Annotated in this window: 15 protein-coding genes; 2 read left to right on the plus strand and 13 right to left on the minus strand. The window is 38.8% G+C overall.

The features are described from left to right. Window positions 1-60: 60 nt before the first annotated feature. Both BME96_RS17815 and BME96_RS17820 read right to left on the minus strand, forming a co-directional pair. Entirely contained in the window at window positions 61-705 is a 645-nt protein-coding gene (locus BME96_RS17815) for a LytTR family DNA-binding domain-containing protein (RefSeq protein ID WP_019376250.1), read from the minus strand. Between the two features lie 67 nt (window positions 706-772). Beyond that, a complete protein-coding gene (locus tag BME96_RS17820; RefSeq protein WP_019376251.1) occupies window positions 773-1255 on the minus strand; it encodes a PaaI family thioesterase in 483 nt (160 codons plus the stop codon). 122 nt (window positions 1256-1377) lie between these two features. On the opposite strand from BME96_RS17820, the gene BME96_RS17825 reads away from it, so the two are divergent. Then, window positions 1378-2439, plus strand: coding sequence for an NAD(P)/FAD-dependent oxidoreductase (locus BME96_RS17825; protein WP_019376252.1), 1062 nt, complete (start codon window positions 1378-1380; stop codon window positions 2437-2439). 301 nt (window positions 2440-2740) lie between these two features. Here BME96_RS17825 and BME96_RS19445 read toward each other — a convergent pair. The 11 genes from BME96_RS19445 to BME96_RS17885 form a co-directional block, all read right to left on the minus strand. Beyond that, a protein-coding gene (locus BME96_RS19445) for an IS3 family transposase (protein WP_156035944.1) occupies window positions 2741-4092 on the minus strand; the annotation gives its coding sequence in 2 pieces (ribosomal slippage) (window positions 2741-3627 and window positions 3627-4092; 1353 coding nt in all). Window positions 4093-4720: 628 nt separating this feature from the next. Next, on the minus strand, window positions 4721-5410 hold the full coding sequence (locus BME96_RS17840) for an LrgB family protein (protein ID WP_071649794.1): 690 nt from the start codon (window positions 5408-5410) through the stop codon (window positions 4721-4723). Continuing rightward, a complete protein-coding gene (locus BME96_RS17845) occupies window positions 5403-5774 on the minus strand; it encodes a CidA/LrgA family protein (protein ID WP_019376254.1) in 372 nt (123 codons plus the stop codon). Before BME96_RS17845 ends, BME96_RS17840 begins: the two co-directional genes overlap by 8 nt. 90 nt (window positions 5775-5864) lie before the next feature. After that, window positions 5865-7292: an argininosuccinate lyase gene (argH, locus tag BME96_RS17850; RefSeq protein ID WP_019376255.1), complete on the minus strand. Its 1428-nt coding sequence runs from the start codon at window positions 7290-7292 to the stop codon at window positions 5865-5867. After that, window positions 7289-8548: an argininosuccinate synthase gene (locus BME96_RS17855; RefSeq protein ID WP_071649795.1), complete on the minus strand. Its 1260-nt coding sequence runs from the start codon at window positions 8546-8548 to the stop codon at window positions 7289-7291. The genes argH and BME96_RS17855 overlap by 4 nt, the downstream gene beginning before the upstream one ends. Before the next feature lie 170 nt (window positions 8549-8718). Next, complete coding sequence (locus BME96_RS17860) at window positions 8719-9033, minus strand: DMT family transporter (RefSeq protein WP_019376257.1); 315 nt, start codon at window positions 9031-9033, stop codon at window positions 8719-8721. Further along, window positions 9033-9380: a DMT family transporter gene (locus BME96_RS17865; protein WP_019376258.1), complete on the minus strand. Its 348-nt coding sequence runs from the start codon at window positions 9378-9380 to the stop codon at window positions 9033-9035. The genes BME96_RS17860 and BME96_RS17865 overlap by 1 nt, the downstream gene beginning before the upstream one ends. 58 nt (window positions 9381-9438) lie before the next feature. Continuing rightward, the gene (locus BME96_RS17870) at window positions 9439-10011 is read right to left on the minus strand and encodes a TetR/AcrR family transcriptional regulator (protein ID WP_071649796.1); all 573 of its coding nucleotides are present in this window, start codon (window positions 10009-10011) and stop codon (window positions 9439-9441) included. 1031 nt (window positions 10012-11042) lie between these two features. Further along, the gene (locus tag BME96_RS17875) at window positions 11043-11855 is read right to left on the minus strand and encodes an SDR family NAD(P)-dependent oxidoreductase (RefSeq protein ID WP_071649797.1); all 813 of its coding nucleotides are present in this window, start codon (window positions 11853-11855) and stop codon (window positions 11043-11045) included. Between the two features lie 17 nt (window positions 11856-11872). Further along, the gene (locus BME96_RS17880; RefSeq protein ID WP_019376262.1) at window positions 11873-12310 is read right to left on the minus strand and encodes a MarR family winged helix-turn-helix transcriptional regulator; all 438 of its coding nucleotides are present in this window, start codon (window positions 12308-12310) and stop codon (window positions 11873-11875) included. Between the two features lie 677 nt (window positions 12311-12987). Beyond that, window positions 12988-13629 (minus strand): endonuclease III domain-containing protein, encoded by a 642-nt coding sequence (locus BME96_RS17885; RefSeq protein ID WP_071649798.1) that lies wholly within the window; start codon window positions 13627-13629, stop codon window positions 12988-12990. A 191-nt stretch (window positions 13630-13820) separates the two neighbouring features. On the opposite strand from BME96_RS17885, the gene BME96_RS17890 reads away from it, so the two are divergent. Then, window positions 13821-14813 (plus strand): PstS family phosphate ABC transporter substrate-binding protein, encoded by a 993-nt coding sequence (locus BME96_RS17890; protein ID WP_019376265.1) that lies wholly within the window; start codon window positions 13821-13823, stop codon window positions 14811-14813. The last annotated feature ends 54 nt before the right edge of the window (window positions 14814-14867 follow it).

Raw genomic sequence — 14867 nt, forward strand, 5'->3', positions numbered from 1 at the left:
TATAAGTAAATTACTGATTAAACTACAAAAATACAGGCTTAAACCAGCATATTTTTATCCTTAGAATCCAAGTAATTTTCTGAAGTAGCTGGAGTAGGATTGGCTTACTGGAATTGTCGCGCCATTTTTCATAGATAATAAGAAGGTCGAATGCGTATCAGGAAAAATATCTACAATGTAATTAACGTTCACTATGAAGGAACGATGACAGCGAATAAAGGATTCTATTGGTAAAATATATTCAAACTCCTGAAGCGTATGTTTATGTATACCTGCAACCTCACCTGCGATCACATGTGTTTTTCGCTCTTTCACTTCTAAGTACATAACTTCCTGAAAAGGAATTGGTCTCCATCCATCAGCGGTCTTCACTGTTACAACAGACTTTCCTTCTGTCATCGCAGGGTAAATAGCCAATACCGCCCCTTCCAAGTCTTCCTCTTGATAGAATGGAACAGCCATGCCATGGTATGGTACACCATACACATTTCTATTAATGAACTCGGAAACCTTTTGTTCGGATAGCAGTGCCTTACTGGCAAGCGTCCCCTCTTTTATAGCATCCCCTGGCCTGATTTTTAAATCAATCCGTTTGCTTGGACGATAATAAATATATTCACTTTTATTTGTGACCCCTATAGAAACCTCATCAGAAAAAAGCTCTCCGATAACATTTAATAAGGATGTGATTGTTAATTTCTGCATAGAAAAACCTCCACAAAATAAAGCACAATCCCTTTCGCAACGGAATTGTGCTAATAAATTTAACTGTTTATTTTGCAGTAAATGTCTTTGGCATTACTGCTGCTGTGACTTCGCCTTTCGCACAGCATTGATCTCCTGCAAACACTTCAGTATGTATCTTCCACTTCTTAGGGTGTATTTCTTCAATTGTACCAACAGCCTTCAACTCGGTAGCATGGGGAGTTGGTTTTAAAAAGTCAACGTGAAGCGATGCAGTTACAAATCTGGGTGGCTCTATACCATCGCCAGGCTCATGCCCATTTTTCCGATGCAAAGCGAGTGATGCAGAACCGGTGCCATGGCAATCAATTAATGAGGCAATTAATCCTCCATATACAAAGCCGGGAATGGCAATATGTTCCTCTCTTGGAGTGTAAACCGTAATTGTTTGATCTTCGTTCCAGCTCGTTTTAAAGTGTAAGCCTTCTTTGTTCAACCTTCCACAACCGTAACACCAAGCATAGTCATCTGCATAATCCTCTTGTATTGCCGGGACCTTTTCCTTCATCATCACATTGCCTCCTTTTCATCTAATTATAGCATAAACATATCCCAATCAAAGGATGACAGAATTGTACTTCTCAGCTAAAATGGGAAGTATACATATGATTTAAACAGAAGTGGGGTTTTGTTATGAGAAGAATGGTTATTTTAGGCGGGGGTTATGGAGGCTTAAGAACTCTTTTGGGCATGTTAGAACATCAATTACCGAATGATGTAGAAATAACGTTAGTTGATCGCAATCCTTATCATTCGATAAAGACTGAATTTTATACGATTGCCGCTGGTACCGTTGCAGAAAAGGATGTCCGCTTGGATTTCCCTGAAGACAAACGCGTTACCTATTTTTATGGGGAAATTAAAAAAATTGACACTAAGAATGAGCAGATTCTATTTAGTGATACAAGTCAGACGCTTCCCTATAATTATTTATTAATTGGCCTGGGTTGTGAGGATGATTATCACGGAATTGAAGGGGCAGAGGAATATACGCATAGTGTTCAAACCTTCGAAAAAGCACGAAAGACAGGTTTAGCTGTTGGTAATTTGAAAGCATATGGTAAAGTAACCATTGTGGGCGCAGGGCTAAGTGGAATCGAAGTTGCTTCAGAGATCAGGGAAAGCAGAAAGGATTTAAATATTCGATTGCTTGATCGTGGTGCCTCTGTATTAAAAGCCTTTGATTCAAAAATACAAGAATATGTAGCAGATTGGTTTATTAAAAATGATGTTGATGTACTTCATCACTCCAATGTAGAGTACGTGGAAAAAGATGGTGTTTGCAATAATGGTGTTTGTTTTGTTAACGATGTAACCATTTGGACAGCGGGCGTAAAACCAAACTACCTTGTTAGAGAATTACCATTTGAAAAGGATCATCAGGAGAAAATTATAGTAAATGATTTCTATCAGGTTCCAGAGCAACCGAATGTTTATGTAGTTGGTGATTGTGTTGCTTCCGAATTTTCACCAAGTGCCCAGCTGGCTGGACAGCAAGGAGATCAGATTGCAGAGATTCTATTAGCTATATTAAATAACAAAAAACCTAGTAAACCGAAAGAAATCAAGTTAAAAGGTACGTTAGGTTCACTTGGCAGATCAGATGGCTTTGGAAATATGATGCAAAAACCAATGACTGGGTTACTGCCACGACTAGCAAAATCAGGTGTTCTTTGGTTGAACAAGCGTCACTAAAAATAAAACGTTTTAAGTTGGAGCTGGGCATGGCTCTTTCTTACAATAAAAAAGCTGCACTGTCTTCCCTAATAGACAGGCAGCTTTTTTTATGTTTGCACCATAACTATTTGAAATTAAAAGGGTTCTACTATATATGTTGGAGTTATCATACAATGATTCGTGAAATAGATATATTGCGACGTAACTAAGGATATAGAGGCTGCGCAAATCACCGCTCCGGAAAACACTGCGCTTTTCGGGGGCGGCTGATGAGCCTCCTCATGCTATGCACTGGACCCATAAAATTGGACAGTCTATTTTATACAGTTAACTCAAAGGCTTTTCGATATGCCACGGGGCTTTTTCGATTTAACCTTGATTTAATTCGCAAATGATTATAGTAATAAATGTACGCTTCTAATTCCTTTTTAAAGTGCTCAATGCTTTCAAATTCCTCTAAAAACAGGAATTCATATTTCAGTATCCCAAAAAAGTTCTCTATAACGGCATTATCAAAACAATTGCCTTTTCGGGACATACTCTGTGTGATCTTGTTTTGTTCAAGTATTTCTCGATACTGGGGCATACGATAATGCCAGCCTTGGTCAGAATGAATCAAGAGGTTGTCATTTTCCTTTTTATGTTCCAGCGCTTGGTTCAGCATCTTTTCTACTAAATCAAATGTCGGTCTCGATTGAAGCGTGAACGTAAGGATTTCCCCATTAAACAGGTCCAATACGGGAGAAAAATAAAACTTTTCCCCAAATAACCTGAACTCTGTTACGTCTGTAACCCATTTTTGGTTGGGGGTTTCAGCCCTAAATTTACGGTCAAGAACGTTAGGTGCTGCTTTACCATACGCTCCTTTATAGGACTTATATTTTTTCATTCTGACCACACATTTAATTCCTAACTCCTGCATAATTCGAAGTACTTTTTTAGCGTTAATAATATGTCCCTTTTCTTGCAGGACATCGGTAATACGACGATATCCAAGACGCCCCTTGTGCTTGTGAAAGATAAAGTTAATTCTGCGCTTCCACTTGCGGTCGGGATCGGGCTCTTGCATTCGTTTTACCTGGTAATAATACGTGCTTCTTTTTATACCAGCTACTTTAACCAGTTTGGCTACGGGGAATTCATGCCTTAGTTCAAACACTACTTGTGCTTTGAGTTTATTGGTGAGTTCTTTTCCTGAACTAAGGCTCTTAGCTTTTTTAAATAAGCATTCTCCATTCGAAGGTACTCCAGCTCATTTTCTAAAGCTTCCTTTGATTGATTTTCAGCTTCTTTGGAAGAACTTTTCTTTTGATTCGATCCCATAATAGAAGGCCCCTTTCGCGATTCAAGGGCATCTTCTCCAGCTTCCTCCCACTTTTTTCTCCACCTGCGCACCATAGAAGGATCAGGTATATGGAAAATGGCGGATGCCTCTCGAATGGAGTAATTTTTTTCGTTAATGAATTTAATTACTTCTAGTTTAAAGGCTGCTGGATAGTTTGTATAGGTGAAATTAAACGCATTCTCCCCATGATGCCGGTATAACAACTCCCAATAGCGGATAACAGATTCATCCACCTCATAATATTTTGCCAGCTCACGGTAACTGAACTTTCCACTCGCATATTCTTTAACTACTTGTAGTTTAATAGCTTCGGTAAACTTGGACATTTCCAGGCTCCTCCTCGTGTTGGATATGGTGTCCAACTTTTGGGGTGCAGCCCAGCTAACGCATTCCGGGGTCTCACCTATGCCTCATCTCCCCCCAGAAGTCTCCGTATTTTCCTCCGCTTAAGTGTTACTTTTTATCGATAAATGAACTTAGTATTAGATGTAAAAAGGTCACTTTCCATCGTCAAGGACAAGTGAAAGGCCACTCCGTATTTGGAATATTAAAAGCTCATACGAATTGATTGGAGTGGAGGGCGGCAATCTAAGAACGCCACGTCCTGGGACTGCGCTAACTCGTCCCATCGAAAACATTTGTGGCAACGATTGCATGACCAACGTCCTGTTGGCCCGCGGCTCCTGCCGGAATAGCATGAGGCGAAGACCCTGGACGGAGCGTAGCGGAGGAAGCGGCTGAGGCCATGCCGGGCGGCAAAGAAGACACTGTGAGTTAACGAACAGATGTCGCACTTGTACCCGGAGGTGTGAAAGCGTCCGCCTGAAACGCAAATCAATGGGTGCTTCCTCTGTAAAATGAATTACTCCGTCCAACACAAGTTACGTCGCAGTTTTCTCCTACTATGCATGTACGAGATAATGTTTGTCTCTAACATTAGCAATTATGAACTATTTACATATACAGACTTACCAACAGTGGGGTGATTAGAGAGACAACGACTGCACTCACAATCATGGCAATGGTACTTACTGATCCTTCCAACTGACTACTTTCCATTGCAGATGCTGTACCAATCGCATGAGAAGCTCCTCCCATTCCTACTCCCCTCCCAATAGGGTGTTTGATCCGAAACAATTGAAAAACAGCTGAACTCATAAGCACACCACCAATCCCAGCAATCATTACAAATACTGCTGCAAGTGGAGTAGTTCCCCCAAGCGACTCTGTAACGGCCATAGCAACAGGAGTTGTCACAGATTTTGGAGTTAATGAATAGATAATCGTTTCTTCAAAACCAGCCCACTTTGCCAATAATAAGCCTGAAGAAACCCCTACAATCGCACCACAAGATGTCCCTATAAGAATTGGCGCCGTTAATTTTTTTAATGTCTCTCTCTGTTGATAAAGCGGATAAGCCAACGCTACCACAGCAGGACCAAGAAGCTTTTCAATCCATCCACCCCCAACCATATATGTTTCATAAGAAATACGGAAGCTTAAAAGGAGAATGATAATCAAAACCGTAGAAGTTAGAACAGGAACAGTAAATGGATAATCAAGCTTTCTATGTAATTTTACTGCTAAAAAATACACCACTATCGTAATAACAATCGCCACTACACCTATAGCAAATTTACTCATTTTTCAATTCTCCTCTAACTACCAGCCACTGGCTTATCAATCCACCACATGTCATTACCAATATCGTACTTCCTAGTGTAATGGCAACTAGCAAAATACCTTTGCCGGCGAATATATCGTAATACTCTAATACGCCAACAGTAACAGGGATAAAAAAGAATGCTAGATTATTAATTATCAATTTTGTTCCAGTCTCTATCCATGAAGTTTTGAGAATACCAGTCGACAGAAATAAAAATAAAAGCAACATACCAATAACACTACCTGGCACCACCAGATTAAAAACAGACTGCATCCAATCACCTACAAGGTAGAATAATGATAATAAACCTATTTGAATAATTATTTGTATGACTTTAAACACGTTGAACACTCCAATAAATTGAGATGAATTCAGTATAGCAAAAAAGATGATGGATCCTCGTGCTCATCCATCATCTTAAAACAAATTCTATTAAACTTGCATATAAAGATTAGCAACACCTTCATGCTCCTGAATCCATTTTTTATTTACTTCCAATTTCCCAGCTATGATGCTTAATTGCTCTTCTACTCTGTTCTTAGCCGTTCCTCCCGCTACATCTCTGGCATTTACCACTGCTTCCGGAGTTAAAACACGAAAGATATCCTCTTCTATAAGCATAGAGAACGAGCGAAATTCCTCTAGAGTAAGGTCAAGCAAATATTTATTGTGTTGAATACAATGCAATACGATCTGGCCAACTACTGCATGTGATTCTCGAAAAGGCATCCCTTTCCCTACTAAATAGTCTGCTAAATCTGTTGCATTTGAAAAATCCTTGCTTACTGCTTCATACATCATATCTTTTTTAACATACATACTTTCAATCATAGGTGCAAAAAGAGCAAGCGCTCCTTTTAGTGTCTCTACCGTATCAAACATGCCCTCTTTATCTTCTTGCATATCCTTATTATATGCTAGAGGAAGTCCTTTTAGAGTCGTAAGCATACCAACCAAATGTCCATACACACGGCCTGTTTTTCCTCGCACGAGTTCTGCTACATCCGGATTTTTCTTTTGGGGCATCATACTGCTGCCTGTACAAAATGCATCATCCAATTCAATGAAATTAAACTCTGCACTAGACCATTGTACAAGCTCTTCACATAAGCGAGACAAGTGCATGGATACCATGGATGCTGTTGAGAGAAATTCTACCACGAAGTCCCGGTCACTAACCGCATCCAAGCTATTTTCACAAATTCCATCAAAACCTAATTCTTGTGCTACAAGCTCCCGGTCAATCGGAAAGGTGGTCCCGGCCAAGGCACCTGCACCAAGCGGTGATTTGTTCACTCGCTTCCAGCTATCCTGTAATCTTTCCAGGTCACGTTCAAACATAAATCCATATGCCATCATGTGATGTGCGAAAAGCACTGGCTGAGCACGCTGCAAATGAGTATAGCCTGGCAGGACTGTTTCCAGATTTTCCTGTGCTTGTTTATAAAGTGCTTCTTGAACACTAATAAGTAATTGACTTAGTTCAACAATTGCTTCTCTTAGATAGAGTCGCATATCAAGGGCTACTTGGTCGTTTCGACTTCTCCCTGTATGCAATTTGCCACCAACAGCCCCAACTTCCTCAATTAAAAGCTTTTCCACATTCATATGAATATCTTCATGCTCTTCACTTAACACCGCTTCTCCATCTTTGATTTTTGCTGCAACTTTTTTCAAACCAGCTGCAATACTTGTGGCGTCCTCTGCTGAAATGATATTACATACTTTTAACATTTCCACATGTGCAAGACTTCCCTGAATATCGAATTGGGCAAGCTTTTTATCAAAAGATATAGACGCAGTATATTCATCTACCAGTTGGTTTGTTGGTTTTGTAAAGCGTCCTCCCCATAGTTTCATTGTTTCACAGCTTCCTTTACATCTACAACTGCTTCCTCTGTGGAAATCGCCTTCTTAGCATGCGTTTGATTCACTGTAGCGTGAACCTTTGTTGGTAAGCCCCAAAGTTTTATAAAGCCTAATGCTGCTTCATGATCAAATGCATCTTCGGCATTATATGTTGCTAAATCAAAATCATAGAGGGATTGAGCAGATTCCCGGCCAACTACCTGAGCATGGCCTTTATACAGTTTTACCTTTACAGTACCAGACACGTGCTGTTGAGTTTCATTAATAAACGCTTTAAGTGCGTCTGTTAACGGGGAGTACCATAAGCCATCATATACCGTTTGAGAAAGCTTCTGCTCAATCATTGGTTTGAATTGTGCAACCTCTCTTGGTAGAGTTAAAGCTTCCAGTTCCTGATGTGCTGCAATTAATGTTAACGCTGCAGGGGCTTCATAAATTTCCCGTGATTTAATTCCTACCAAACGGTTTTCTACATGGTCGATACGTCCGACACCATGCTTTCCGGCAATTTCATTTAATTGCAGGATCAGTTTTTCAAGTGGCATGGAAGTACCATCAAGAGATACAGGTTTTCCTTGTTCAAATGTTAGTTGAACAACCTGAGGTGTATCTGGTGCATCAACTGGGTCTACTGTTAATTCATACGCTTCTTTCGGCGCTTCCACCCATGGATCCTCCAGTACGCCACATTCATTACTGCGTCCCCATAAGTTTTGATCGATACTAAACGGGTTATCCACATCCACTGGGACAGGTATTCCATGCTCTTTTGCATATGCAATTTCCTCATCACGGGACATTGCCCATTCACGCACAGGCGCAACAATCTTTAGAGAAGGATTTAATGCAGTAAAAGCAACATCAAATCTCACCTGGTCATTTCCTTTTCCTGTACAGCCATGAGCGACAGCAACTGCTCCTTCCTTTTCTGCAATATCTACCAATATCTTAGCGATCAGCGGACGTGACAAAGCAGAAATTAATGGATACTTTCCTTCATATAATAAATTTGCCTGTAATGCTGGAAGAACATATTCCTCTGCATAAATAGATTTGGCGTCAACAACATAGGATTTTATAGCCCCTACATTCAACGCTTTCTCTTTTATAAAATCAAGGTCTTTTCCTTCTCCTACATCCAGGGCTACCGCAATAACATCATAATTATAGTTATCCTGTAACCACTTCACTGCAACTGACGTATCAAGTCCTCCAGAATATGCCAAAACAACTTTTTCTTTACTCATCTATCTGCAACTCCTTTATAATTATATTCGTTATGTATTATTATGCGTTATTTTGAATAAATATTCAAGTGTATTTGCATAAAAATTTTATATAAAAAATAAAAGCATGGTAAGAATCCCTTTTCAGCAGAGATTACCATGCTTTTATTACAGCGTATTATTTAGTTATGTTAAGACAATGCTTTTAGGCCTGTTACTCCTATAATAATTGCCAGTAGACTTATAATCCTTGGTGTGTTCTTTTTTTCACCGAAAAAGATCATATTCATAATGACAGCACCTGCTGTTCCAATCCCAATCCAGACTGCATAAGCAACACTAACCATTAAATAAGAAAAAGAGGCGTATAGTAATACAAAAGAGGCGGCTAATCCTCCAAAGTAAAGCAGGCCATTTTTAATGTTCTTATTCTTACTAAAAAGTTGTAGACCTAATACACCTATCATTTCGCTTATTGCTGCACCTGCGACATATAACCAACCCATTAATTCACAACCTCCTTTTCTCCCTTATCAGGTAAATTATCTGCTAGTTTTAATCCAATTACCCCAGCAACAAGAAGAACCATAAATAAAACCTTTGGTGTACTTAAATTCCCATTAAAGATATATACATCCATTAAGGCTGTACCAACCGTTCCTGCAGCCGCAAAAATAGCGTAAACCGTTCCTGTTGGCAAGTTCTCACAAGCTTTAGTTAAAAAGTGGAGATCCAAAGAGATACATCCTAAAATAATAGCCCAGTGCCACCATTCACTAGCTACGTTAAAACCAAAAATCCAAATTAATTCAAAAAGACTTGTTAAAATAACGTATATCCATGATTTATTCATTCTTGCACCTCTTTTTGACTGACATTCAGTCATTTTTGTCGTAAAAAAAATTCCCGTTTTATTTTTTTAGTCCATGTTTAATAAATGAAAATACCTCTTCCTTTTTTCTCTTTATAATGGAAGTTTCTTGGTTATCATATAAATAAGACTGCTCGGCAACTGATTCAATTAAGCCAATAATTAATTCTGCTGTATGTTTTGGATCAATATCTTCTCTAATTTCACCCTCCAATTTAGCGTTTTCTAAAAAATTACTCATCCATTTATAGTACGGCTGGTAAATGGTCTCCCATTGAGCAAGATAATCACTTGAGGCTAAACCAGCATAAATGAGTGCCATAATTTCTTTATATTCTTTTGTTATCTCAAAAACTAATTCAATAATTTGTTCCAGCTTTTGATCGAATGGTGTCTCTTCTTTAATTTCTCTTTCTATTGCTTCCATGGTTTTTTCCACCATTTTTTCTGCAATGGATGGCATTACAGCAAGCTTTGATGAAAAATATAAATAATAGGTTCCTTGGGCAATCCCTGCTCCTTTAACAATTTCAGAAACTTTTGCCTTTTCGATTCCTTTTTCTTTAAAGACTTCAATAGCAGAACGGATAATTTTCTCTTTTTTATCATCCATGTTAATACCTCCACATTAAATGACTGACTGTCATTCATTATACTGTATGTTTAACGAATTGTCTACTTCTACGAAACGAGTAGTGAGAGACTCTCGATTTGATAGTTATCCTAACCAAATTTAACTATATAAACACGAACTAGGATACTTGCTTATAATAAGAATTCCCTCTACAATTTCATTTGTCAAAGTTGGAGTAAACATCGAACTACTTTTGGTGTATAAATTAACTTTGAAAAACTTTGTTGCTGTAAAAATCACCAAAATTTTGAATCTGGTTCCACCACCGCTACGGAAAACACTTCGCTTTTCGGGGGCGGCTGATGAGCCTCCTCATGCTACGCATTCCGGGGTCTCACCTATGCCTCATCTCCCCCAGAAGTCTTCGTATTTTCCTTCGCTTAGAGTTACTTTTTTAGCAATAAATGACTTTAGTATTAGTTGTGAAAAGCTCTCTTAAGGAAAAGTGAAAAGCCCACTCGGAATTTGGAGTTTAAAAGTCATACAAATTGATTGGAGCGGAAGGGGGCAATCTAAGAACGCCACGTCCTGTGGCAACGATTGCATGACCAACGTCCTGTTGGCCCGCGACTCCTACCGGAATAGCATGAAGCCACTGAAAAAGTCCGGTAAATTCTTGAGAAGGCTAGTTCCAAAAAATTACATCACCACTTTTTAGTCTATGAGTGGAGTAAAATGGTTCTGGCTCTCCATTTATGCGTATTAACAAAACAAAATTTTGGGATAGCGTCTTTTGAAAAACTTCTATTTTAGTAGAAAATGACTTTTTCAGTGGCCTCGAATAGCATGAGCTGAAGACCCTAGACGTAGCGTAGCGGAGGAAGCGGCTGAAGCCATGCCGGTGGAAAGCGTCCCCCTGCAGTGGAAATCAATGAGTCCATTCACCTCCTTAAAATGAAATAAACTACTACCAAGTTAGTTCGGAGTTTATCTTTTTTGCAAAGGTTCACACGAACTAATATAAAGAGAAAAAAAAGGACATCTCCGGTCAGGAAATGTCCTCTTTTTTATTAATTAGATTCTTTTTGCTTTGCAGCCATTTCATTGAAAAATGGCACAGTTGGGTTTGCTAAATAATGCCCACCCTCGATTTGAAGCGTTTGCCCAGTCATGAATTTAGATTCATCTGAAGCCAAGAATAACACGGCATTACCGATGTCATCAGGATCCCCGTGATATGGAAGCGCATTGTAACGCATGAATGTTGCCTGTAATTCTTCTGACAAATTATTTTTAGCTGCTGGAGTTAAAATCAATCCCGGCGCTACACCATTACAACGAATTCCGTCTTTTCCGTATTGTGTAGCAATATATTTTGTCAGCTGAACTACAGCTGCTTTTGAAGCACCATATGCAGAGCGGATCGAGTCACTTGCAAATGCCGCCATAGATGCAGTGTTAATAATTGAGCCACCACCGGCTTCCTTCATATGTGGAATTGCATAGCGACTACCTATTACAACACTCTTCGTGTTGACGTTCATCAAGCGGTCCCACTCATCCAAGTCAATATTAACTACATCCAAATCCTTTTGAATATTAGTTAATCCAACATTATTATATAAGATTGTTAAAGAACCATATTTTTTAACAGTAAAATCAACAGCTTCTGCAATAGATTCTTCTTTTGAAGCATCTAAGAAAATACCAGTAGCTTCTCCACCTTGGTTGCGAATTTCTCGTGCTGCTTCTTTCGCTCCATCTACATTAAAATCTCCAATTACAACACTAGCTCCTTCCTTAGCAAGTAATGTTGCTGCAGATAAGCCGATACCAGAAGCTCCTCCGGTTACTAATGCTACTTTTCCTTGTACTCTTCCCATTCTAAAACATCCTCCATTTATTTTGGTTTACTTTCAATATGTCGCAGTAATTTCTCTTGGATTGCGAGGAATTGACTAACCTCTTCCTCACTTAAAACCTCAAACATTTCTTTTCTGATCTCGGTCCCCTTTTGCTGAGCTTCCTCTAACAACTGTACACCCTTTTCCGTTATTTCCAAGCGAATGACACGTCGATCCCCAGCATCATACTTCCTTATTGCATATGCTTCATTAATCAGCTTAGAGGCAATATTGGTCATCGCACCTGGAGTATAACCTAAGGTAGAAGCTAATTCCGTTTGCTTCTGAGCCCCTTTCTGTCTTAATTCCTGCAATACCAAAATGGAAGATATTCCAACTGAACGTTGGAATGACCGGGACCATGTCAGCATCGATTCATTTGAAAACAATTCAATCGTACGGATTAGTTTAAAAATATTTTTTTCCTTGTCCATATTATCTCCTCAATTAACTTAGTTGAATAGTACCACCATCAACCATAAGGGTTCGCCAGGAAATGTAGTCAGAGTCCACGCCTCAAAGAATCTACAACACATACTAAGACAGCAATGCGGCTGCATAGATGCCTGAGTTCTATTACCATTTATTCCAGCACGGAATGCAAGAGGGTCACCCCAATTGCTTCCTGTAAGTGCGGCAATGCTCTTTTGCATTAAATAGAATGTTGGATAAAAGCTAGTAAAAAAGATAAATCCAGATGCTCCTGTGTAACATCCTCAAATGATGCTAGTCTTAATGAATGACCATTATTCCCCAGAGTATCAAGCTTACCTTCATGGCTACACACCTTCTCTACACTGTAAGTCTCTTCTCCTTTTTCAGCAAGATGGACTTCAATGAAGATAAGATACAGTTTGATTGGTAGTTATTAATTCTTTTATTGTAGCACTTTCTGCTTCATTATTCAGGTCTGCAAATTTAAACTTATGCAAATGCAGTTGCCCTTTTCTTACCAATCCTACCTGCACCAAAAATGATGACGCATTTTATCTTTTAGTTTAGCAATATAAAATGTTCCTTCATTCTATTCTACGCCATTTATTTTAACACTAAACTATTTGATGTTAAAGTAAATACATCTCAAAAGATCCTCCCTGCTAAAGTCGTTCATTTACTCCAGTCGACGTGCACAGAGATCGAACAATGGGCAACCATTGCATATCGGGTTGCTTTTACAATGAACTTTTGCATGTTCTACCAGTAGAGCGTGATATTCATTCATTAAAAGTAAATCCAATGGTAATTCCTTTTCTAGTATGAAGCGAAATCCATCATAGGATACAGGCATATCATTACCCAACCGATAGAAAATACGTCTTGCATATGCATCCACTACAAATATTGGTTTATCAAAAGCATAAAGCAACATTACATCTGCCGTCTCTCTTCCAATACCATTGATCCCCAATAATTCATTCCTTATCTCTTCTCTGTCCCTCTTTTTTAAATTTTCTACCTCGTAATCATATAAGCGAAACCAAGCTATAAATGCTTTAATTCTTTTTGCTTTCACATTAAAGAAACCACTGGGACGTATTAACCGTGCTAACTCTTCCTGAGTCAATTTCTCTATTTGTTCGGGTGATAAGAATGGTTTCAATTGTTCCATTGCTTTTTCTACATTTCGCCAACTTGTATTCTGAACAAGAATAGATCCAATGAGCATTTCAAATGGAGTGTCAGCAGGCCACCAGCTTTGTGCCCCATAACGTTGTAATAGTTTTATATATATATCATAGTAGTTTTCTGACATTACACTCCCCGCCCTTTCCTCTCTCTTTCTAACTAGTTCACTTACTCCTTCAAGTATAAACTATGTAGTTAGACCTATATTTACAAAACATTTACACTAAGCCAATACTCTCTTAACATTCACCCACTATACTTGCAATTGAGAGGGAAACTCTTAAAAAACATAATTGCAAAAGGGGAGGACAATTTATTATGAAATTTAAGTCATTTTTACTACTTATAGTAGGAGCTGCCTTCATAGTACTATTAGCAGCATGTGGGACAGACAAGGAGAAAAATGAAGGTTCTTCTGAAAGTGCAAGTGCTGATAGTGGGAATGATACTTCCTCCGAATTAGAAGGAAATGTTGTTATCGATGGTTCTGGTACTGTTTACCCATTAATGTCCCGCATCGCTGAAGAATATATGACAACAGAACAGCAAGGTGTTTCAGTTGAAGTAAGTCGGGCTGGAACTAGTGCAGGTTTTGAAAAATTTCTAATGAAAGATGGCACAGATTTCAATGATGCCTCTCGTAAAATAAAAGAAGAAGAGCAAGCAAAAGCAGATGAGCTTGGTATTGAAACAAAAGAATTAAAAGTAGCTTTAGACGGGTTAACCTTTGTTATTCATCCAGACAATGATTGGGCAACAGAAATGACACCTGAAGAGATTAAAAGCATATTTCTCGCAGATGGTGGGGTTGAAAAATGGTCAGACATTAATCCCGATTGGCCTGATGAAAAGATTAATGCTGTAGGACCTAATGAAAACCATGGAACTTATGAGTTTTTCTATGAAAATATTTTAGAAGAAAAAGACCTTGTAAGTGATGTTAATTTACAACAAGAATACTCCACTTTAGTAACACTAGTTTCTGAAGATGTGAACTCGATTGGATTCTTCGGTTTTGGATACTATGTGAATAACAAGGATAAATTGCAAGCAGTAAGCGTAGATTTTGGAAACGGCCCAGTAGAACCTTCGCTTGACACGATTGCAGAAGATGGAGAATATGCGGACTTTACCCGCCCTGTGTTTACCTATTTAAACGTAAATCATGCCAAAGAAAAACCTGAAGTACTTGATTATGCTTTATATGTAATGAATAACGTAAACACATTTGCAGGAGAAACAGGCTTTGCTCCCATTCCGAACGGAGAAGCAGAGTCCTTAATTGAAGAACTCGAGGCATTAAAACAATAAAAAGTGTTATTTGAAAGCATGAGATGAGGGCTGATTCGCTCTCATCTCGTTGTG

It is taken from the genome of Virgibacillus halodenitrificans, from assembly GCF_001878675.1.
Classification (GTDB): Bacteria; Bacillota; Bacilli; order Bacillales; family Amphibacillaceae; genus Virgibacillus_Q; species Virgibacillus_Q halodenitrificans.